This window comes from Putridiphycobacter roseus (genome assembly GCF_003234935.1).
Taxonomy (GTDB): Bacteria; Bacteroidota; Bacteroidia; order Flavobacteriales_D; family Crocinitomicaceae; genus Putridiphycobacter; species Putridiphycobacter roseus.
In genome coordinates, this window is sequence record NZ_QKSB01000001.1 from 853,207 (window position 1) to 874,604 (window position 21,398).

Annotated in this window: 23 protein-coding genes; 13 read left to right on the plus strand and 10 right to left on the minus strand. The window is 33.2% G+C overall.

The genetic code is table 11. The features are described 5' to 3' along the window. Positions 1 to 48: 48 nt before the first annotated feature. The 3 genes from DNU06_RS03570 to DNU06_RS03580 form a co-directional block, all read right to left on the minus strand. A complete protein-coding gene (locus DNU06_RS03570) occupies positions 49 to 762 on the minus strand; it encodes an SDR family NAD(P)-dependent oxidoreductase (RefSeq protein WP_111061821.1) in 714 nt (237 codons plus the stop codon). Positions 763 to 951: 189 nt separating this feature from the next. Beyond that, a complete protein-coding gene (locus DNU06_RS03575; protein WP_111061822.1) occupies positions 952 to 2,121 on the minus strand; it encodes a cystathionine gamma-synthase in 1,170 nt (389 codons plus the stop codon). An 18-nt stretch (positions 2,122 to 2,139) separates the two neighbouring features. Beyond that, positions 2,140 to 2,493, minus strand: coding sequence for an MmcQ/YjbR family DNA-binding protein (locus DNU06_RS03580; RefSeq protein WP_111061823.1), 354 nt, complete (start codon positions 2,491 to 2,493; stop codon positions 2,140 to 2,142). A gap of 354 nt (positions 2,494 to 2,847) precedes the next feature. Between DNU06_RS03580 and DNU06_RS03585 the strand changes: the two genes are divergently transcribed. From DNU06_RS03585 to DNU06_RS03610, 6 genes are all read left to right on the plus strand, one after another. Further along, a complete protein-coding gene (locus DNU06_RS03585; protein ID WP_111061824.1) occupies positions 2,848 to 3,771 on the plus strand; it encodes a PfkB family carbohydrate kinase in 924 nt (307 codons plus the stop codon). Positions 3,772 to 3,849: 78 nt separating this feature from the next. Continuing rightward, positions 3,850 to 5,568 carry a DUF349 domain-containing protein gene (locus tag DNU06_RS03590; protein ID WP_111061825.1) on the plus strand — a complete coding sequence of 573 codons (1,719 nt, stop codon included), beginning with the start codon at positions 3,850 to 3,852 and terminating at the stop codon, positions 5,566 to 5,568. Next, the gene (locus DNU06_RS03595; protein ID WP_111061826.1) at positions 5,565 to 6,278 is read left to right on the plus strand and encodes a hypothetical protein; all 714 of its coding nucleotides are present in this window, start codon (positions 5,565 to 5,567) and stop codon (positions 6,276 to 6,278) included. The genes DNU06_RS03590 and DNU06_RS03595 overlap by 4 nt, the downstream gene beginning before the upstream one ends. Before the next feature lies 1 nt (position 6,279). Continuing rightward, complete coding sequence (locus tag DNU06_RS03600) at positions 6,280 to 7,035, plus strand: glycosyltransferase family 2 protein (protein ID WP_111061827.1); 756 nt, start codon at positions 6,280 to 6,282, stop codon at positions 7,033 to 7,035. Further along, the gene (locus DNU06_RS03605; protein WP_111061828.1) at positions 7,028 to 8,014 is read left to right on the plus strand and encodes a glycosyltransferase family 9 protein; all 987 of its coding nucleotides are present in this window, start codon (positions 7,028 to 7,030) and stop codon (positions 8,012 to 8,014) included. The genes DNU06_RS03600 and DNU06_RS03605 overlap by 8 nt, the downstream gene beginning before the upstream one ends. A 187-nt stretch (positions 8,015 to 8,201) precedes the next feature. Next, positions 8,202 to 8,993: a DUF3108 domain-containing protein gene (locus DNU06_RS03610; RefSeq protein WP_111061829.1), complete on the plus strand. Its 792-nt coding sequence runs from the start codon at positions 8,202 to 8,204 to the stop codon at positions 8,991 to 8,993. Between the two features lie 58 nt (positions 8,994 to 9,051). On the opposite strand, the gene DNU06_RS03615 is transcribed toward DNU06_RS03610, so the two are convergent. Continuing rightward, entirely contained in the window at positions 9,052 to 9,414 is a 363-nt protein-coding gene (locus tag DNU06_RS03615) for a YraN family protein (protein ID WP_111061830.1), read from the minus strand. 59 nt (positions 9,415 to 9,473) lie between these two features. On the opposite strand from DNU06_RS03615, the gene DNU06_RS03620 reads away from it, so the two are divergent. The 7 genes from DNU06_RS03620 (at position 9,474) to DNU06_RS03650 (ending at position 15,078) form a co-directional block, all read left to right on the plus strand. Beyond that, positions 9,474 to 10,337, plus strand: coding sequence for a hypothetical protein (locus tag DNU06_RS03620; RefSeq protein WP_111061831.1), 864 nt, complete (start codon positions 9,474 to 9,476; stop codon positions 10,335 to 10,337). A gap of 5 nt (positions 10,338 to 10,342) precedes the next feature. Then, positions 10,343 to 11,116 carry a TatD family hydrolase gene (locus DNU06_RS03625; protein WP_111061893.1) on the plus strand — a complete coding sequence of 258 codons (774 nt, stop codon included), beginning with the start codon at positions 10,343 to 10,345 and terminating at the stop codon, positions 11,114 to 11,116. Between the two features lie 122 nt (positions 11,117 to 11,238). Then, positions 11,239 to 12,273 (plus strand): asparaginase, encoded by a 1,035-nt coding sequence (locus DNU06_RS03630; RefSeq protein ID WP_111061832.1) that lies wholly within the window; start codon positions 11,239 to 11,241, stop codon positions 12,271 to 12,273. Between the two features lie 128 nt (positions 12,274 to 12,401). Continuing rightward, positions 12,402 to 13,124: a MotA/TolQ/ExbB proton channel family protein gene (locus tag DNU06_RS03635; protein ID WP_111061833.1), complete on the plus strand. Its 723-nt coding sequence runs from the start codon at positions 12,402 to 12,404 to the stop codon at positions 13,122 to 13,124. 28 nt (positions 13,125 to 13,152) lie between these two features. Continuing rightward, a complete protein-coding gene (locus tag DNU06_RS03640) occupies positions 13,153 to 13,860 on the plus strand; it encodes a hypothetical protein (protein WP_111061834.1) in 708 nt (235 codons plus the stop codon). Between the two features lie 6 nt (positions 13,861 to 13,866). After that, positions 13,867 to 14,589, plus strand: a complete 723-nt coding sequence (locus tag DNU06_RS03645; RefSeq protein ID WP_111061835.1) for an ExbD/TolR family protein — start codon at positions 13,867 to 13,869, stop codon at positions 14,587 to 14,589. 9 nt (positions 14,590 to 14,598) lie between these two features. Next, on the plus strand, positions 14,599 to 15,078 hold the full coding sequence (locus DNU06_RS03650; RefSeq protein WP_111061836.1) for an ExbD/TolR family protein: 480 nt from the start codon (positions 14,599 to 14,601) through the stop codon (positions 15,076 to 15,078). A 53-nt stretch (positions 15,079 to 15,131) separates the two neighbouring features. On the opposite strand, the gene DNU06_RS03655 is transcribed toward DNU06_RS03650, so the two are convergent. The 6 genes from DNU06_RS03655 to DNU06_RS03680 are packed head-to-tail and all read right to left on the minus strand — an operon-like array spanning position 15,132 to position 21,370. Beyond that, a complete protein-coding gene (locus tag DNU06_RS03655; RefSeq protein ID WP_111061837.1) occupies positions 15,132 to 15,836 on the minus strand; it encodes a CPBP family intramembrane glutamic endopeptidase in 705 nt (234 codons plus the stop codon). Then, entirely contained in the window at positions 15,836 to 17,164 is a 1,329-nt protein-coding gene (gene rodA / locus DNU06_RS03660; RefSeq protein WP_111061838.1) for a rod shape-determining protein RodA, read from the minus strand. Before rodA ends, DNU06_RS03655 begins: the two co-directional genes overlap by 1 nt. Further along, entirely contained in the window at positions 17,161 to 18,978 is a 1,818-nt protein-coding gene (gene mrdA, locus DNU06_RS03665) for a penicillin-binding protein 2 (RefSeq protein WP_111061839.1), read from the minus strand. The genes rodA and mrdA overlap by 4 nt, the downstream gene beginning before the upstream one ends. Beyond that, a complete protein-coding gene (locus tag DNU06_RS03670; RefSeq protein WP_111061840.1) occupies positions 18,979 to 19,491 on the minus strand; it encodes a rod shape-determining protein MreD in 513 nt (170 codons plus the stop codon). Further along, a complete protein-coding gene (gene mreC / locus DNU06_RS03675; protein ID WP_111061841.1) occupies positions 19,484 to 20,305 on the minus strand; it encodes a rod shape-determining protein MreC in 822 nt (273 codons plus the stop codon). Before mreC ends, DNU06_RS03670 begins: the two co-directional genes overlap by 8 nt. A gap of 36 nt (positions 20,306 to 20,341) precedes the next feature. After that, on the minus strand, positions 20,342 to 21,370 hold the full coding sequence (locus DNU06_RS03680; protein ID WP_111061842.1) for a rod shape-determining protein: 1,029 nt from the start codon (positions 21,368 to 21,370) through the stop codon (positions 20,342 to 20,344). Positions 21,371 to 21,398: the final 28 nt, after the last annotated feature.

Genomic DNA, 21,398 nt, shown 5'->3' on the forward strand with positions numbered 1-21,398 from the left:
TATTAAATATACGCTAAGTATAGGAAAGCTATTGTAAGAATTATCACTTTACCTTTTATTTAAGGAAACAAGTGTAGTATTGAATTTCTTTGGATTATGGATGATTTCCAATAACTGTAATGCTACATTATTTGGAGCCACCAAAGCATTATTTTCTTTTAAATCAATAAAACTTTGTCGATTTAAAAATGCCTTTGGGTCTGAGCTTCTTATGCTTAATTGCATTGGCGTATCTACTACACCAGGAGAGACTGCATATACATGCCAATTGTTTTTCTTTCTTTCCTTTAACTCAATTTCAATGGTTTGCGTAAACAAATCAATCGCTGACTTGGAAGCGCAATAGTTTGCCCATCCATCTATCGGCCTTTTTCCTGCCCCTGAACTTATATTAATGATATGGTAAAGATGACCAATATTTGCTTGGTACTTTTGAATGAATTGATTGCACAATATTTGTGGTGCAGTAATATTTAAATTATTAATTTTAATTATTTCATCCGCTATTAATCTACCAACGGGGACCATTGGACCAAGACTACCTGCGTTATTTACCAAAACAATGTCGTCATTTAAATTGGCGGTAAACTCAAAAGCTTTTACTTGTTTCAAATCACTTAAATCAATCGCGTGATGTGTGTAATTAGGATGTTTGATGGTTTGTCTTCTAGAAAGGCCTATGACCTGATGGCTTTGCTCTAATAATTTTTCAGCCAAAGCCTTCCCTATCCCAGAAGAGGTACCTGTAATGTATGCAATCATTTTATAGTTTGTCGTTCTTATGTTACACAAGATACGGAATAATACAGAAAAAAGACACTGTCATTGATTCTATGGCTGCTTTGATTGATTGTTTGGGTGCAATAATACATTTACTGCTATAACTAAGCTATTTGTCCTTCCTACCAGCTAGTGTTTAGAAGCGTTTTTAAATGTTTGATAAACGTTTAACTACTTCAATGCCTCCTTTAAATCTTGTATTAAATCTACCACATCCTCTATACCAACACTTAGCCTAATTAAGGAGTCTACTATGCCAGCTGCTTCTCTTTCTTCTTTTGGTATAGCAGCATGTGTCATAGATGCGGGGTGGCCAATTAATGATTCCACACCACCCAATGATTCTGCTAATGCAAATAATCTTGTTTTTTTCAAAACTTCCTGGGCAGCAGACATTTGATTCCCAACCAAACTAAAAGAAATCATTCCGCCGAATCCACGCATTTGTTTTTTGGCGATATTATGGTTTGGATGACTTTCCAAACCTGGCCAATATACATGTGCCACTTTTGAATGCCCCGCTAAAAACCGTGCAATTTTATCTCCATTTTCACAATGTCTTTGCATTCTCAAATGTAAAGTTTTTATACCCCTTAATACTAAAAAAGAATCCATGGGACCAGCAATCGCTCCAGAAGAGTTTTGAATTCGATACATTTCCTTAGCAATTTTGTCATTCTTACAAACTAAAGCCCCCATCACCACATCCGAATGTCCACCTAAATATTTTGTTGCAGAATGCATAACAATATCTGCGCCCAAATCAAGAGGGTTTTGTAGGTAAGGCGTCGCAAAAGTATTATCCACCGCTAACATAGCATGGTTAGCCTTGGCAATAACAGCAACCGCTTCAATATCCAAAATGTTCATCATTGGGTTAGTTGGTGTTTCTACCCAAATTAATTTCGTGTTTTTATTACAATACCCTAGGATGTTTTCCGCATGGAGCATATCTACAAAATGGAATACAATGCCATATTTTTCAAAAATAGTCTTGAATATTCTATACGTCCCACCATACAAATCATTTGTTGTTATCACTTCATCACCTGGATTTAACATTTTTAGCACGCAATCTATGGCTGCAATACCTGAACCAAAACAAGCACCGTATTTTCCATTTTCTATGGCTGCAATATTTTCCTCCAAAGCATGTCTCGTTGGATTTTTAGATCTAGAATACGCATATCCTTTATTTACACCAACCGCTTCTTGAACATAGGTACTCGTTTGATAAATTGGGGTCATGATAGCCCCCGTAGCACTATCTGGTTGCACCCCTGCATGAATGGCTTTTGTTCCAAATTGATAAGTTTTCGTATTGCTATCTTTTTCTTCCATAATTACTTTTTATACTGCCTACATTTCCGCAAGTTCAGTTCGCAGCTTTTTTGTTAAACTTTTCACTATCAAATCATATGAATGATCAATTAATGCGTAAACCTTTCGGTCCTCATAGGACTCATTCAAAGCAACCGTGTTCCAATGTTTCTTACTCATATGAAAACCAGGTTGAATCTCTACATGCATTGCCCTCAATTCTAAGGCATATTCCGGATCACACTTTAAATTTATATGGGTACCACTATCGCTGTTAATTAAAGCAAACATTTTATTCATCACTTTATAAACAAGTGTCACCTCATCAAAAGGAGTAGAAACTGTAACGCCTTTTTTTTGCATACAATATTGATCTAATTCTTCTATATTCATCCTAATTTTGCTTAGTCGACTTATGAAAAGCTAAAGTAATAATTTGTTCCTGTTTTTTTTGAATACATTTATATTAGATTAAAAAAAATGCAAGTACATGGCCGCGATACGATTAATGGTCCTAAGCACTCTTCTATCCTTTTCCACTGCAACAGTTGTAATACTTCTGAATAAAACATATAGCCTTACCTTTTATAGGTTATAATAATCATTAAGTCTACTAAACCAATCCCCAAAAACATTTCAATTTCTTCATGATAATCACCACTTAGCTCATATTAACACATAATTGATACGCAATCCCCTAAACAATCTTAAAAAGTAATTATATTTGCATTCAAACAATTATATAATATGAGTTCATTATTAACAGTGGGTAGTGTTGCCTTTGATGCCATTGAGACCCCTTTTGGAAAAACAGATAAAATTGTAGGTGGTGCTGCAACTTACATTTCAATTTCAGCATCTTACTTTGCTAAAGATCAAAAAATAGTTTCTGTAGTTGGAGATGATTTTCCAAAAGAAACATTACTCGATTTAAAATCAAGAGGTGTAGATATTGATGGTTTACAAGTAAAAGACGGTGAAAAAACATTTTTCTGGTCAGGTAAATACCATAACGATATGAACTCAAGAGATACGTTAGTAACAGAATTAAACGTATTAGAAAATTTTGACCCAGTAATACCAGCATCTTATCAAGGAGTTGACTATTTAATGCTAGGAAACTTAGCACCAACTGTACAACGTCAAGTTATTGAAAGATTAGAAGAACGTCCTAAATTAATTGCATTAGATACCATGAATTTTTGGATGGATATCATGATGGAAGAAGTACACAACACCATTAAATTAGTAGACGTATTAATAATCAACGACGAAGAGGCAAGACAATTATCTGGTGAATATTCTTTAAGAAAAGCAGCCAAAAAGATATTAAAAATGGGGCCTACTTACTTAATCATTAAAAAAGGAGAGCATGGTGCTTTATTGTTTAGTGGTGAAAAAGTATTTTTTGCGCCAGCATTGCCATTAGAAGAAGTATTTGATCCAACAGGAGCAGGAGATACTTTTGCAGGTGGATTTATGGGGTACCTTGCAAAAACAGACGATATTTCTTTTGAAAACATGAAGCGTGCAATTATTGCAGGTTCTGCAATGGCTTCTTTTTGTGTAGAATTATTCGGAACAGAAAGAATAGAAAGTTTAAATCAAACTGAAATTTACGATAGAATGTTAGAATTCGTAGATTTGGTTGAATTTACTATTGATAAATAATTATAATTAAATCACCAGTAAAAAAAGGTGAACATTTCTATCGAATGGTCGAAAAGCCATTGAATAAACTATAAAAGCATGAAGACCGAGATTATTGAAAAATTAGAGACATTGTTAGCACAGGAAGATATTCTAAATATCAATGAAGAATTCAAAACCTTATCAGATGATTTCTACAAGATTATTAAGGAAGAGGAAAGACTATTTGAAATTGAAAAATTAAATAGAATTGAAGCAGGCGAAAAACCTGAAGCAATTGAAAAACCACTAGACGAATTAATCGATAAATTTAAGTCTATCCAACATGATTTTAAAAGTAAAAGGAAAGCGCTAGTTGAACAAAAAAAATTATCGGAAGAAGGTAATCATAGTGTGAAAAAACAACTGATTAAAGAGGTAAAAACTTTAATCCAAGAAGAAGAGCACATTGGTAAAGCCATTCAAGCCATACAAGCCATACAAGAAAAATGGCGTAATGTGGGACCCATTCCTAGAAATGTTCGTCAAGATATTCAAAAAGAATATTCTAACTTAATGGATGAATTTCAATATAATATAAACATTTATAAAGAAATTAAAGAACATGATTTAACAAAAAATGCTGTTTTGAAAGAAGCAGTAATAGCAAAGTTAAAAGCATTAGTAAGCGAAAAAAATATTAAATCTGTTGAACAAAAACTTCACTTATTACAAGACGAATGGAATGACATTGGTGGCACTTCAGCAGAAGCATGGGAATCTTTAAAAACCAATTATTGGGACACTGTAAATGCTATTTATACTAGGATTAAAGAATTTTATGACGGTAAAAGAATAGAACAAAAAGAAAACATCCTTAAAAAGCTGGCTTTAATCGATAAAATAGATGAGCTTTTAGCGCTACCTTGTGAATCATCTAAAGACTGGAAATCAGTAACGGACAAAATAATTACCGTGCAAAATGATTGGAAGAAAGTTGGTTTTGGACCAAAAAAAGAAAACGAAATTGTTTGGAAAGGTTTTAGGGCTAAATGTGACCAATTTTTTGATGCGAAAAATGAATTTTTTAAAGATATAAATGCTGATTTTGACAAAATAAAAGACCAAAAACTGGCTTTGATTGAAAAGGTAAATGCCATTAAAAATTCAGAAGACTGGAATGAAACAACTAAGTTTATAGTCAACATTCAAAAGGATTGGAAAAAACTAGGTTCAGCAGGTCAAAGAAATGAAAACAAACTTTGGAAAAAATTTCGTACGCCAATTGATGCCTTTTTCACTAAAAAGGACGCGCATTTTGATTCTTTAGATAAAGCAAATGCTGGTAATCTAGACCTCAAAGAAGACTTAATAAAAAAGATTGAAGAATTTAAAGTAGACACAGATCCTGCTGCAGCAATAAAAAACTTGCAAATTTTATCTAAAGAATTTAACGCCATAGGTAATGTTCCTTTTAAAGAAAAAGATAGAATTTATGCCGCTTATAAAAAAGCTTTAAATGAAAAATACGAGTCTATAGAAATGGACGAAGTAGAGAAAGAGAAGATAATGTACTCCGCAAAAATTGACGCCATATTTAACAGTCCAAATATGGACCGTGAATTGGATAAAGAAGTGTACTTTTTGAGAAGTAAAATTGATGAGAAAATCAAAGAAAAATCTCAAGTAGAAACTAATTTAAGCTTTTTTGCAAATGCAGATGAAAGTAATCCATTGCTAAAATCTGTCATGCAAAGAGTAGAAAATATTGACAAGGAAATCAATAATTTTAAGTTAAAATTAAACTTGTTGAATAATTACGATCAAGAAAGCGAATGAACAAAATAATTAATATTTTTAGCTTAATCCTATTTATCATTTTCGCGTTTTTCGCCATTGGTTCTATCTACGATTTAGGTTTTTCTGTATATGAAGTAAATGACATTCCAAATATACAAGCTATTGTTTATGGCATATCTGCTTTGTTTTTACTTTTGGGCTTAATTCGAATAAAAAGAAGACTGGATGGAAAAAAAGACATTCGCAATTTTAAGCAATTTGTCTTTGCAGTACCCATTGCTAAAAATCAAATCAACTTGAGTACCCTATTAATAAGTATCGAGTTATTATTTGGTTTCTTTTTCTTATTTATCCTTTTGTTAATCCGTAATCTGGATGATGCCTTGCTAACTTTACCCCTCCTTATAATTGTTAGTGTACTATTATTAGAAAGTTTAGTCTATTTAATAATATTTCGTAGTAAACGAAAAGCTTTTAAAATAGGTGTTTCTCCTAAGTTTGTTGCCTATTTTGATCGAGAAATGCACCTTTATTATTACAAAGGGTTAAAAAGAGTGGAAGTATATCAAAACATGCTTAATTTTAGGTATAAAAAAGACTTAAATTTATTTTTAAACTTAGACGTTATACCGGAGGAACAAAAAGAAAATTTCTTTAACAACCTAAACGCAGTTTTAGACACTGAGGTGGTATTTATTGATGATAGCTACCACCAGTATGTAAAATCATTGACAAACCAAGAGGCTTAAAATGACAAAACTTTCTGTGGTTATCATCACTTTTAATGAAGAAAAAAATATAGCTACTTGTTTGGCTTCATTAAATGGTGTAGCAGATGAAGTTATTGTGGTTGATAGTTTTTCTACAGATGGTACGGAAGCCATTTGTAAAAAATTTGGTGCACAATTTATACCCCATGCTTTTGAAGGACATATTGAACAAAAAAACTGGGCCAAAGACCAAGCTAATTTTAATTTAATTTTATCTCTAGACGCAGACGAGGCACTGGACGAAAATTTAAAAAAGTCGGTTTTATCCATTAAAGAAAATCATCATTTTGATGGTTACACCATGAATCGCCTAACGAATTACTGTGGTACATGGATTAAGCATACAGGATGGTATCCTGACACAAAACTGCGTTTATGGAAAAAAGGATCTGGTGAATGGACAGGAGAAAACCCGCATGATGAATTTAAATTATTCGACGCAACCAAAGCAACTGGTTTTTTAGCAGGTGATATTTTACATTATAGCTACCACCATCCCGAAGACCATGACAAGCAAATTGAATACTTTACCAATATTGCAGCAAAAACACATGTTAAAAAGGGTAAACCTACGTTTTTCTTGCAAGAGTATTTAAGTCCAATACTTAAATTTATTAAATGTTACTTTATTAAATTAGGCTTTTTAGATGGTAAGGCCGGTTGGATTATTTCTGTAAAATCCAGCTATGCTGCTTATTTAAAATATAAAAAAATCAAGGCATTAAAACGTGATTAAAAAGGTAAATAGAATAGTAATCAGCAGAACAGATAGTATTGGAGACGTTGCCTTAACACTTCCAATGGCTGGTATTCTTAAAACAAAATTTCCAGACGCCACCATCATTTTTTTAGGGAACACCTATACCGAACCCATTATTAATTGCAGTTCCGAAATAGAGGAAGTTTGGTGTTGGGCTGACCTTCAAAAAATGGAAGAGCAAGCACAAATTAAATGGCTGAAAAATCAGAATATTGATGTCTTTATACACGTTTTTCCTAGGAGAGAAATTGCGCGCTTAGCCCAAAAAGCTAAAATAAAATACAGAATTGGTACTGCACACCGCCTTTTTCACCTGCTAACTTGTAACTATCGGGTTAATTTTTCTAGGAAAAATTCCATGCTACATGAATCACAACTAAACATTAAATTATTAGCCCCATTTGGCATAACCAAATTATACCCATTAAAAACTTTATCAAAACAAGCTCAATTCAATCGCATTCCAACACTCCCTCAAAAATTTAAATCACTCTTGTCCACCGAAAAAAAGAACCTTATATTTCATCCGAAATCTAAAGGAAGTGCTTTAGAGTGGGGCGTTGACAATTTTATAGCGCTTTCAAAAAAGTTAAGTAAGTATGAATTGTTTTTTACTGGCACAGAAGAAGAGGCAGCTTCTTTTAGAGAAAAACTACCAGACATGGCACATATACACGACCTGTCAGGTAAAATGAGCTTAGAAGAGCTAATTGCTTTTATACATGCTGCAGATGGGCTAATGGCTGCTAGTACTGGTCCTTTGCATATTGCAGGGTTATCTAATATCAAAACCATTGGCCTATTCACACCTAGAAAGCCTTTGCATTTTGGCAGGTGGCAACCTTTAGGAGATCATGTACTAATTCTAGAAGAAAAAACAATTTCTGAAAGAAATGAATTACTAAACATTGAAGTAGATTTTGTTCAAAAAGCAATAGAACGGTTTCTTATTTAACATGGAAAGAGCTCAACTATTAATTGAACTCTTCCGCTTGAAATGAAAAAAACTACTTACTCAACGAACAATGTAAGAAATATAATTGAACTTTCCAAAATATTTGTTAATTAACTCTCTATAAACCCCTGTTGTTAAAGTTTGGCACTGCATTTGCAAATGTGTTAGTGTAACAAAATTTAATTATATGAAAACTTCCATACTTATATTAACCTTAATTATAACTGGTTTCAGTTTTAAGGCACAAGCGGGAGAAACAACTCCTTATAGAAAAGTAAACAATACCGCATTTCAACCTGGTGAAAAATTAACCTATAGACTGTCTTATGGCATTATAGATGCTGGCGAAGCAGTCCTTAGTGTAGAAGAATCAAAAAAATCAATTCAAGGTAGAAAACTATGGCGAGTAAGAGGGGTTGGCAGAACTATTTCAGCATTTGAATGGTTCTACAAGGTAAACGACGTATACGAATCGCACATGGATGCTGAGGGGATGTTTCCTTGGTTGTTTATTAGACGCGTAAACGAGGGAGGCTACAAAATTAACCAAGATTATACCTTTTACCAACATAAAAAAGTAGTAGATAATGGGGAAGGAAAAAAATATAAAGTCCCAAACATGGTACAAGATATGCTGTCTTCATTCTACTATGCAAGAACACTTGACTATTCTAATGCACAAGTAGGCGATATTTTCACGGTAAATATATTTTTGGACAATGAACTTTATCCAACCAAAATTAAATACAAAGGAAAAGAAACGGTAAAAATTAAAGAAGGTAAATTCAGGTGTTTGAAATTTGCGCCAGTGGTTCAAGAAGGAAGAGTTTTTAATAGCGAAGAAGACCTAACCGTATGGATTACTGACGACGCCAATAGAATTCCAATTTTAGCAAAAGCCAAAATTAAAGTAGGCTCTTTAAAAATGCACTTAGTAAGTTGGGAAAACTTGAAAAATTCAATGGCAAAAGTAAGCTAAACATTTTAAGTTAAATAAATAGTAGAAAAAGGGTTAAGCTTAGGCTTAACTCTTTTTTTTATCGCAAAGGGTAAAAAGCATCTTCTATATGCACAATGCTTTTTTCATTCGTATTTAAAATAATAGCTATTATATCAAACCTTGTCTCCATGTCAATTTCATGTTCAATGATATAAGCATTTGCACATTTAATTATTCCTTTTTGTTTTGTTTTAGAAACGGTGTCTTCAGGTCCCGCTAAATAGGAACTTTGTCTTGTCTTAACTTCTACAATAATCAAATGACAATCTTTTTCACAAATAATATCTATTTCTAAATGTTTGAATCGATAGTTACAAGCCAAAACCTTATATCCTTTATCTAATAGATACTTTTTGGCAATTTCCTCTCCTTTTTTTCCAATTTCGTTGTGATTTGCCATACAGGTAAAAAATAGTTCGTAATTTTGAAACAGTTTTGCGTTATGCAATAAACTAAATTATGAAAAATATTCTTTGCTTTTTATTTATTTGTTTTTTATCCATTGGTTATGGGCAAAAATATTCCTACAAAAAGAAACAAGCGACACAAGCGGGAGCTATATATTTTTATTGGGGATATAATCGTTCTATTTATACCAAAAGTGATATTCAATTTAAAGGCCCTGGTTATAACTTTACCATTCATGATGCCAAAGCACATGACAAACCAGAAAATAATGCCCGTACCTATTTTAATCCACAAACCCTTTCCGTACCACAATTTAATATCAGATTAGGTTATAGTTATAAACCACATTGGGACATTTCAATTGGATACGATCATATGAAATACGTGATGACCGATAATCAATCTGCTTTCATTAGTGGACAAATTGATGCGTCTGCCAATGCATATTTAAATGGCACTTTTGATAATGACCTTAATTATATCAGCACAAAAACCATACAATACGAAAACTCAAATGGTTTAAACTATATCTCTGTTCAAATTAATAATACAGAATATTTTTACCGTTCTAAAAACAGAAAATTTTATCTACAAAGAAGAGTTGGACTAGGTATTGGGGGGGTAGTGACACAAACCGATTTTAACTGGAATAACCAGGACTACCATACTGACTTAAAAATCTCTGGATTCGGCGCCTCCATTCACACAGGGTTACGGGCTGATTTTTTTAACCGGTTTTTCTTACAATCCAACTGGTCAGCAGGGTACATAAATTTACCAAATTTAAATACAATCCGAAATTCCGATCACCGTGCAAAACAGCAATTTGTATATGCCGACTGGCAATTAGTTGGTGGGATATTTTTATATAGCCGAAAAAAAAATGGCTGTAGTTCATGCCCAGATTGGGACTAATACATATGTTTTATATAGATACACATACCCATTTATATGTCGACGAATTCAAGGAGGACCGACAAGAAATGATGGAGAGAGCCATGAAAAATGGTGTCCAAAAATTTTTATTACCAAATATAGATTTGGCGTCCATGCCAAAAATGTTTGCGTTAACCAAAGCTTATCCAAAGCAATGCTTCCCTATGCTCGGTTTACATCCTTGTTCTGTAGCTGCAGATTATTTATCTGTATTAGAGAAAATTGAAACAGAATTAAACCAAAATACCGTTATTGCAATTGGGGAAATTGGGATAGATTTGTATTGGGACAAAACCACCCTTGCCATTCAAAAAGCAGCATTTAAAATTCAAATTGAATGGGCCAAAAAATTAAAATTACCCATTGTTATTCATGTGCGTGATGCATTTGAAGAAGTTTTTGAAGTACTAGACGAACTCAATGATAATAACCTAACAGGAGTTTTTCATTGTTTTACAGGTAACTTAGACCAAGCAAAAAAAGCATTGTCATATGGTGGTTTTAAGTTAGGACTTGGTGGTGTATTGACCTTTAAAAATTCTGGACTAGATAAAGTAATTGAAAACCTGACATTAAAAGATTTAGTCTTAGAAACCGATTCGCCGTACTTAGCACCAACCCCATATAGAGGAAAAAGAAACGAGAGTGCCTATTTGGTTAAGGTAGCAGAAAAATTAGCCGAGATATTTAAAGTCGACCAATTAACCATATCGGAACAGACCAATGCAAATACCCTAGAAATTTTCGGAGAATTGTAATTCCAGCACCCTATTTTCATAAAGAAAAGTTGAAAATACACCCCTTTAAATAAACATAACTTACACATAAAGGAAATTTAACATTCCAATTAGATTTCATTAATTATCATTGTACTATTAAGATGGAGCACAACCCTAAAGTTTTAATTATTTATACAGGCGGCACAATTGGCATGATCAATGACCCTAAGACAGGTGCGTTGAAATCAATCAATTTCAAGCACTTATATAATAATATACCCGAGTTAAAACAAATCGATTATCAATTAGACGTCATTTCTTTTGATATTCCAATAGATTCTTCAGAAATGAATGCTTCCAATTGGACTTTTTTAGCAAATCTTATAGCCACTAAATACGAAGATTATGATGGATTTGTAATATTACATGGGTCCGACACCATGGCTTATACCGCTTCTGCCTTAAGTTTTATGTTGTTGGGTTTAAAAAAACCAGTTATTTTAACCGGTTCACAATTACCAATTGGTAAAATTAGAACAGATGGTAAGGAAAATTTAATTACAGCGATTGAAATTGCTGGACTTAGAGATATACACGACGAGCCAATTATTCAAGAAGTCGCTGTTTATTTTGAATATCATTTATATCGTGGAAACCGCGCTTCCAAAATAAGTGCCAATGCTTTTGAAGCATTTGACTCACCAAACTATCCAAATTTGGCTGTAGCTGGTGTGGAAATAGAATTTGATGAACAAGAGCTATTTAGAACAGCCGCACCAAAATTGGAAGTATTTACCGAATTTAACACCAGAGTAGGTTTGGTAAAGTTATTTCCAAGCATGTCCATTCCTTCTATCAAAGGATTTTTTGATTTCACTATCAATGAAGCAATTGTCCTAGAAACATTTGGCAGTGGCAATATGTTTAGTTCTACCGCATTCAATACAATAATAGCAGACTATATTGAAGCAGGAGGATTAGTATTAAATATCACCCAATGTATGAAAGGAAAAGTAGTTTTTGGCAAATATGAAACCAGTGAAATATTCAAGAAATTAGGCGTAATAAATGGCGTGGATTTAACGACAGAAGCAGCCCTTGCAAAATTGATGTATGTATTGGGAAGAACTACAGAAAAAGAAGAAAGAATTGAATTATTAAACTCATCACTTTGTGGTGAGATGCTTAGAAAATAGAACTACAGAACTAAAATATATAAATTGAAATTAGTATTAATTATAAATTTTTGTACTTTAGCAATTCGTTAAAATAAATAACGGGTTTAATCAAAATAGAAAACAAAAAATAACTCAAATTTAAAAAAATGAAAAAAGTATTAATGTTAGTAGCTGCCTTTGGAACATCAGCATCATTATTCGCACAAGATTCTAAAGTTGCAGATGTCGCAGAAACATCATTTACCAATGTGTTAAAACAAAGGTTTATTGAGGGTGGACCTGAATTTATGGGGGTTGTATTGGCCTGTTTGATTTTTGGTTTAGCCATGGTTATTGAAAGAATTGTTTATTTAAACTTAGCCACAACAAACACTAAAAAATTAGTTGCTCAAGTAGATGAAGCATTAGCATCAGGTGGTGTTGAAGCTGCAAAAGAAGTTTGTAGAAATACTAGAGGACCAGTTGCTTCTATTTTTTACCAAGGATTAGATCGTTCTGAAGAAGGAATTGATATGGTTGAAAAATCTGTTATTTCTTACGGTGGTGTTCAAATGGGACTTTTAGAAAAGGGTATGTCATGGATTCAATTATTTATTGCTTTGGCGCCAATGTTAGGGTTTATGGGTACGGTAATCGGTATGATTCAAGCCTTTGATACCATTGAGACTAATGGTGGTGTACAAGCAGATCAAATTGCTGGTGATATTAAAGTTGCCTTATTAACAACTGTATTTGGTTTGATTGTAGCAATCATTCTTCAAGTGTTTTACAATTACCTTATTGCAAAAGTGGATGGTATTGTAAACGATATGGAAGATGCATCTATCTCTTTAATTGATGTAATGTTGAAAAACAAAGTAGCTAAATAATAATCGAAAAATCGATAATTAAAAGAATATGGAAAATAAAGTAGTATCATTAATACTGAAAGCTGGTATGGCGATACTGTTTTTAATAGGCATTGTGCTTATTTGGAACAATATTTCGCTTGCACCAAGCTCTGACGAAGATATCGCCTTAACAGATCAAGCATTTTTTGTTGTTGAACACGAACAACCTGATGTAGATGGAAAACCTCAAGAACCTACCAAACAAGTTTTATATAACTATGTAGTGGACGCAAAAGCAAACAAAGTGTATGACTTAGCGGAAAACAAAGTTTTAAATTACCAAGCATTTGTAGACTCTAAAGGAAATACCAAAACTGTTGAAGGAGAACTAAAAGAAGGCATGCTAAATGATTTAGTCAGTAAAAATTATGACTTTCAAAATGCAACCACTAATTCTATCAACTTTACAAAATGGTTGATGATAATTGCATTTATAGTTATTTTATTATTTACTGTAATAAACATTATCAATAACCCAAAGAGATTCATTCGCTCTGCAATTGGTTTTGCGGCCTTGATTATCATTGGATTTATTTGCTTTAAAATGGCACCCGAAGTTGGGGAAGGAAAAATGCTTGAGACAAGTAATTACACAGATAAAAGTTTCCAATACACAGGAGCTGGAATCTTAGTAACGGGAACGTTATTATTCATTACTGTTGGTTTAATCTTGTACCAAGGAGCTATTAATTTATTCAGACTTTTTTCAAAATAAATAGGTATGGCAAGAAGAGAACTAGAAGAAATTAATGCAGGGTCAATGGCCGACATTGCCTTCTTGCTTTTAATATTCTTTATTGTAACCACTACAATGGATTTGGAAGCTGGAATACCTAAAACTTTACCTATGAAGGTAGAGGTTCCGGATGATGTAATTCTACCACCTACTAGAATGCGGGATGTATTTTCAATAAACGTAAATGCAAATGACCAACTTTTAGTAGAAACTGAAAATTTAGATATTTCTCAATTAGAAGAAAAACTCTATTATTTTTATACTGCAAACATGTATACGCCAGAGAAAGATCCTTCTCAAGTAGAATACTTTTTGCGTGATGTAGAGAGTACAAAACAAGAATTAGGTTTAGCGAAGCAAGAATTAACACAAGATGAAGACAATATTGTTTTAAAATCTGCTGTTTCAAAACTGGAGAAAAGAAAAGCTGTTTTAGATGCAATGCCTGATGGAAAGTTTTTAGAAATTAACGAACAAGCTGCAATACAGTTAAAACAAAAAGCGGGTACATCATACGGTGTTTATATTTCTATAATTAACCACATTGGTAAAGTAGTAAATAAAGTGAAAGACGAACGTTCGAAAGAAATTTTTAACGGTACTTCATATTACGACTTAGATCCTAGTATTCCGGAAGACAACGAAAAAATTAAAATATTAGATATCATGGTTCCTGACAGATTGTTAGAACCTGCTATCACAAACTAATTATTTAATATGTCGAAATTTAGAAAGAAAGGTAAAAAAGGACAACCACCAGTTAACACGGCGGCATTACCTGATATTGTATTCATGCTATTGTTCTTCTTTATGGTTGCTACAAGACCAAAAGAGAAAGAACCAACGAATTTAGATTTACAAATTCCAGAATCTGCCATTGCTATTGAATTAAATAAAGATGACGATACAGATTACATTTGGGCAGGATATCCAATCAATGGAGGGTCTAATGCTTTGGTGGAAGTGTTTTTAGATGATCAGTTGAAAGTGGATTACACTTCTGCAATAGGAAAATGGAAAATAGCTAATAAACCAGCCAATAAGGAGGTTTTTGATGTAGCTACTATTTTAAAAATTGATGATGATGTAAACATGAAAACTGTTGCCAATATCAAAGATGCATTAAGTGACCCAAAAGTAAAAGGGTATAGAATTGTATATTCTACTAAAAATGATTTAAATCCAACCGATCAATAAATATAATTGAACGGTTAACTTTTTAAAAACATCCCTAATTGGGATGTTTTTTTTTACCCATAATTCAACATGAGGACCTGTAGTGAATTATATAAAAAGTGTATAATTATTGGATACCAAATATTATTCAACTTATCATAAGTATACCCCAAAATTAGCCCCACTCCAAAAATTGGTAATACACTTTGTATTTGAAAATGTAAAATGGCAAAACACAAAGCAGTCAGTGTAATCCCAATATATACTGACTTGGTCCAATCTACCATTATCTTTTGCAATAGTCCCCGAAATAAAAACTCTTCTGCTACGGCAGGTAATACACCAAAAAAGGCTACAGCATAAATAATCTCTACCCCTTCAAAAGAATTAATTAATTTGGTTTGTAATGCTACAATTTCTTCATTCCTATTTAGCGCATCTTTAAAGTAGTCAAAATCGACCGCCCAAGCATTGAATACCGAAAGTATATTACTTAGAGCTATTGCGACTATAAATAAACCTAGAGCAGTCAATAGACCCTTTAGGTTAATGGATTTGATTTGAATAACGGAATAAAAAGACTGTGCAGTTAGTTTTAAATAAAGTAATCCACCCCCAATAAATACAAATATTTGTGTGATTAAACCATTTACAATATAATTGGAGGTAATATCCACCTCAAAAAAGTCAACTAAAAATATTTGTAATAAACCACTGACTAAACTGATAAAAATGGTGGATAGCAATAAAACAGAAAATTGATTAAAATAAGCAGTCATTATTGCAGGACATTTTTTCTCTCGGCATCTAATTTAATCAATGTAAAGAGTAAAACAGTAAAACTCATCATACTGGAACCACCATAACTGAAAAATGGTAATGGAATTCCAATTACCGGTGCCAATCCAATGGCCATGCCGATATTAATTAGCATATGAAAAAAAAAGATTCCCAAAACACAATAGGCATAAATCCGGGTAAATCTAGACCGCTGTCTTTCGGCCACGGTAATAATTTTCATCATTAAACCTATATACAGTCCAATTAACAAAGAAGCACCTAAAAAGCCGCGTTCTTCAGACCAAGTACAGAAAATAAAATCGGTGCTTTGCATGGGAACATGGCGCTGATTAGCATTGGCTAATTTAGCCTGCATGAATCCATTCCCCATAAAACCACCAGAACCAATGGCTGCTTTAGAACGATTGATATTATATCCTTTACCATCTGGATCAACAATTTTCCCTAGTAATAAATCAATTCTTTCCTTTTGGTGACTTTGTAGAATATTAGTATAACCAACTTCTACAAAATTTACAAAAACTATAGAAATTAAAAAACCACCAATAATTACACGATATAAACTCTTTCTATTTCTAGGTATAACATAATTTTTGACCATAAAAATAGAAACCAATCCCAACAAAGTAATAAACAAAAATATACCAAACTTCCCAGTCACTTTAATTTTTGTAAAAGGGATAAAAAATGTATTATCTGCCACAATCAATGTAATAACAGCCACAATTACTGCGACTATACCGAACAAGATTATGTTACCGGAAAGACCTTCTCTATAAAGCACCAATACGAAGGAAACAAAGATGATAAAAGTACCAGCATCTGGTTGTAATAAAACAAGGATAGAAGGTATGCCTAGAATCAAACCTATTCTAAATTTAGATTTAAATTCTTTAAATTGACTACCCATTTCAGCTATATATTTAGCCAATGCTAAACTGATGCCAATTTTAGCAAACTCTGAGGGTTGAATACCAACACTACCTATACCAAACCAGGACCTAGCTCCATTAATGGGACTAGTAAAAAGGACCAGCAATAGCAGTAACATTGTAAAACCGTATACCCAATAGGCATTTTTCTTTATAAAAGACCCATCCAGCAATAAAATAGAGAGCCCAAAAAACAAGGATATTCCAATCCACATAAATTGCTTTCCATATTCTGTAGATAGGCTAAAAATCATAGGATGCTCCACATCATAAACTGCAGCATAAATATTAGAAAGGCCTAAAGAGACTAAAATCAGGTAGAGGCCAATTAGCACCCAGTCCACATCTCCTAAGATTGCATATTTTCTTCTCATTTACCCAATATTAAATTTGCTTCTAATATTCTCTTTTCCCTTTTAATCGAACTTGGCGAGATAGCATTGGTTAAATACTTTTCTATCATCAAACTTGCAATTGGAGCAGCCCAAGTCCCGCCGAAACCAGCATTTTCTATGTATACTGAAATTGCGATTTTTGGATCATCTTTAGGCGCAAAGGCGATAAAAATAGAATGATCTTCCCCATGTGGATTCTGCGCTGTTCCTGTTTTACCACAGATAGCAATACTGTCTAAACGAGCCCTTCTAGCCGTTCCACCAGCTTCATTTACCACCCGATACATTCCATCCACTACATAGCTGAAATTTTCAGCATCTACTTTAGTCTTGTGCTTTTTTTGAAAAATGGAAGCTATGGTATCATTTTCAATGTTTTTTATAAAGTGAGGTGGGTAATAGTAACCTCGGTTGGCCATTATAGCTGCTAAATTGGCCATTTCAATTGGATTAACTAAAACCTCTCCTTGACCAATAGAAATAGAGAAAATAGTACTAAACATCCACCTGTGCTCACCATAAATCCGATCATAATAGCTTTTACCAGGTATTAACCCTCTACTTACCCCATTTAAATCGGTAGGTAATGTTTTACCCATTCCAAAACTTTGCACATAGTCTTGCCAGATATCCAAACCAATACCAGCATCAATATACCCATTTGGTGATTTATTTTGTTGAATAATTTTTTTGGTCAGGTGATAAAAATAAGGATTACAAGACATTTTAACGCCATCTGAAATAGTTTGAGCTGTTGGATGATTGTGACAACCTACCAAGCTTTTTGTACAAGGAAAACTACTATTTGAAGTGACTACTCCTTCTTGCAGGCCAATTAAAGCCATCATTAATTTAAAAGTCGATCCTGGCGGATAGGTAGACATAGAAGCACGGTTAAAAAGTGGCTTCAAAGAATCTTTATATAAATCCATGTAATTATTGCCCAAATTTCTACCGACCAATAGATTTGGGTCGTAAGTAGGCGAAGTCACCAAACTAAGTATTTCACCTGAACTAGGTTCGATAGCAACAATACATCCAATTTTATTCTGCATTAATCGCTCACCATAAGCTTGGAGTTCTGCATCTATTCCCAATTGAATATTTTTTCCTTGAATCGCAACTGTATCAAATTTTCCATTTTCAAAACTACCTGTAAAAACACCTATGGCATTCTGCAAAATATACCGCACCCCTCTTTTACCACGTAAAACCGACTCATATTCTTTTTCAATCCCACTTCTACCAATATAATCTCCCGACTTGTAATACCCATCTTTTTGAATGTCACTTTTATTGACTTCATTCATATAGCCCAGCATCTGTGCGCCTATTGGTTTAGGGTAAGTTCTTAAAGTCCTTTCTTCTTCAATAAACCCGGGATACTTATACAGTTCAGGTCCTATTTGTGTATAGTCTTTTGGAGAAATTTGTTTTTCAAAAATAGATGACTTTCTTTTGGAATACTTTCTTGCCTTATTCATCCTAGTCGTATAATCTTCGATTGGAATGTTAAGCAATTTTGCAAATTCCACTGAATCTACACCTTCCGTTTCTCGTGGTATTACCAATAAATTATAAAAAACTTGGTTATCGATCAGGATTTTATCATTACGGTCATATACTATTCCCCGTGCTGGATAAGTAACTAATTTATTCTCTGAAATTTCTGCAGCCCTTAATTTCCATTGGTCATCAATCAACTGCATATATGCTAACCGAAATATAAAAACGGATCCTATCAATAAGATTAGAAACGTAATTACGAATTTTCGATTGTCAAAGTTATTCATTTATTTACTTGGTTTATAAAATAAAAACTGAAAGATGAAAATCAATATAAAGGAAGCCAAACTACTAAATATCACTTTTAAAACCAATAAGCCTATGAGGTCGAATCTAAAAATTTCAAAGGCAAAAAACCAGGTATGGTGTAAAATTAGGCATACAAAAGCATAAGCTAAAAACCAAGTATACCCCATATCGTGCACAGTAGGTAATTTATTATTTTCATAGCCATCCCTAGGCTGTAATACTTTTAATATAAACGGTCGTATATAGGCTAAAAATAAACTAGCAGAAGTGTGTAAACCAAAAGTATCGCTTAAGATATCCAAACCGAATCCCATTATCAGCGCTATACCCATTGCCAACAAAACGTTTGTTTCAAACGGCAACATCATAATTGCAATCACATAAACCATGGGATAAACATATATTGACAGGGCAATATTATTAATAATTAATCCTTGAATTAATAAAAAAGCAACAAAGTAAATACCATATTGAATCCATTGATTACTCATAATACTTATGTTCTAATTTATCTTTTTCCATTTTAAAAATGTTTTTTATTATATAAACATGTCCCAAAGCACTAAAATTAACCGTAAAATCAATGTTTATACTCAAAGTCGCAGCACCATTTTCAATCTTAGCTTCGCTTACTACGCCCACCGGAATTCCAATAGGAAAGTGTCCATTACTTCCTTTGGTATATACTGTATCACCCACCACTATCTGAGCACTTGAGGTAATACCTTTTACTTTTCCAACTTTATTATCTCTCCCATTCCAATCCAAACTACCCATAATATCATTCACTTCCACTATAATATTAATTCTTTCTGAAAGTAAAGTCCTTATAATGGCGTAATGCTTTGATACATCAATTACAAAACCAATAATTCCATCAGAAACTATTACCCCCATATCTTTTTCAACGCCGGCTAAACTGCCTTTATTAATCGTAGCAAAATTATTTAACTTATGGTTAGAAAAATTGATAACGGTTGCCGCTATAAACTGGTATTGTTGTTCATAAACAGAATCATTTATTTGAAACAATTGTTGTTGTAGCGCATAATAGCTCATGGGCAATTTCCCCAACAATTCAGCATTTTCATTCGCCAATATTACATTATTTTTTTCGAGATCAAAATGACGTGTAATATTGTACCTTTTTTGTAAAAACCAACTGGAAATTGCATTAGTAGAATTTACAAAACTAGCTTTATGATAATTTTTACTGTTAAAAAAAAGTCCTAAGACAAAAATTTGAAGGACCATAAAAATTAAGAAATTTCTAAAACGTTTTAAAAACTTAAATAAATTTCTCATTTTATGCTTAGGTACTTCTTAATTTACTCCTAAATTTTAACGTTCTAGGAATTGGAATTTATCGATATTTTTCAAGGCAATACTCGTCCCTCTTGCTACAGCTCTCAATGGATCTTCAGCAATATGTACAGGCAGTTTCGTTTTTAAAGATATTCTATAATCTAATCCACGCAACATAGAACCTCCACCTGCTAAATAGATCCCAGTTTTGTATATATCAGCAGACAATTCGGGTGGTGTCATTTCCAAAGCATTCAAAATTGCCTCTTCTATTTTAGCAATACTTTTATCTAAGGCATGCGCAATTTCACCATAGGAAATCATGATTTCTTTTGGAATACCAGTCATTAAATCTCTCCCTCTAACCGGATAAGGATCCGGCGCTTGTTCATCTGGTAATTCTGTGATTGCTGAACCTACTTCTATTTTAATTTGTTCCGCGGTTCTTTCTCCCACCAAAATATTATGTTGACGACGCATGTATTCTTCAATATCACGGGTAAAGTCATCCCCTGCCACACGAATAGATTTATCGCAAACTATCCCTCCAAGGGCAATAACCGCAATTTCTGAAGTACCACCTCCAATATCAATAATCATGTTACCCATAGGCTCTATGACATCAATACCAATACCAATAGCTGCTGCCATTGGTTCGTGTATTAAAAATACTTCCTTCGCACCTGCATGTTCTGCAGAATCACGAACCGCTCTTTTTTCAACTTCCGTAATTCCAGAAGGAATACAAATAACCATTCTTAAACTAGGGTTAAATAACCTTGATGAAGTATTAATCATCTTAATCATTCCGCGTATCATTTGCTCTGCCGATTCAAAATCAGCGATAACGCCATCTTTTAAAGGACGAACCGTTTCGATTAATTTATGGGTTTTTCCATGCATTTGTTGCGCTTTTTTACCAATTGCAACAATTTTACCACTTTGAATATCCCTGGCAACGATACTTGGTTCATCAACAACCACTTTGTCGTTCATTATTATTAGGGTATTTGCCGTACCTAAATCTATGGCAATTTCTTGTGATAAAAAATCAAATAGTCCCATCCTTTATTTTTCCGTTGTATTAAGCTTA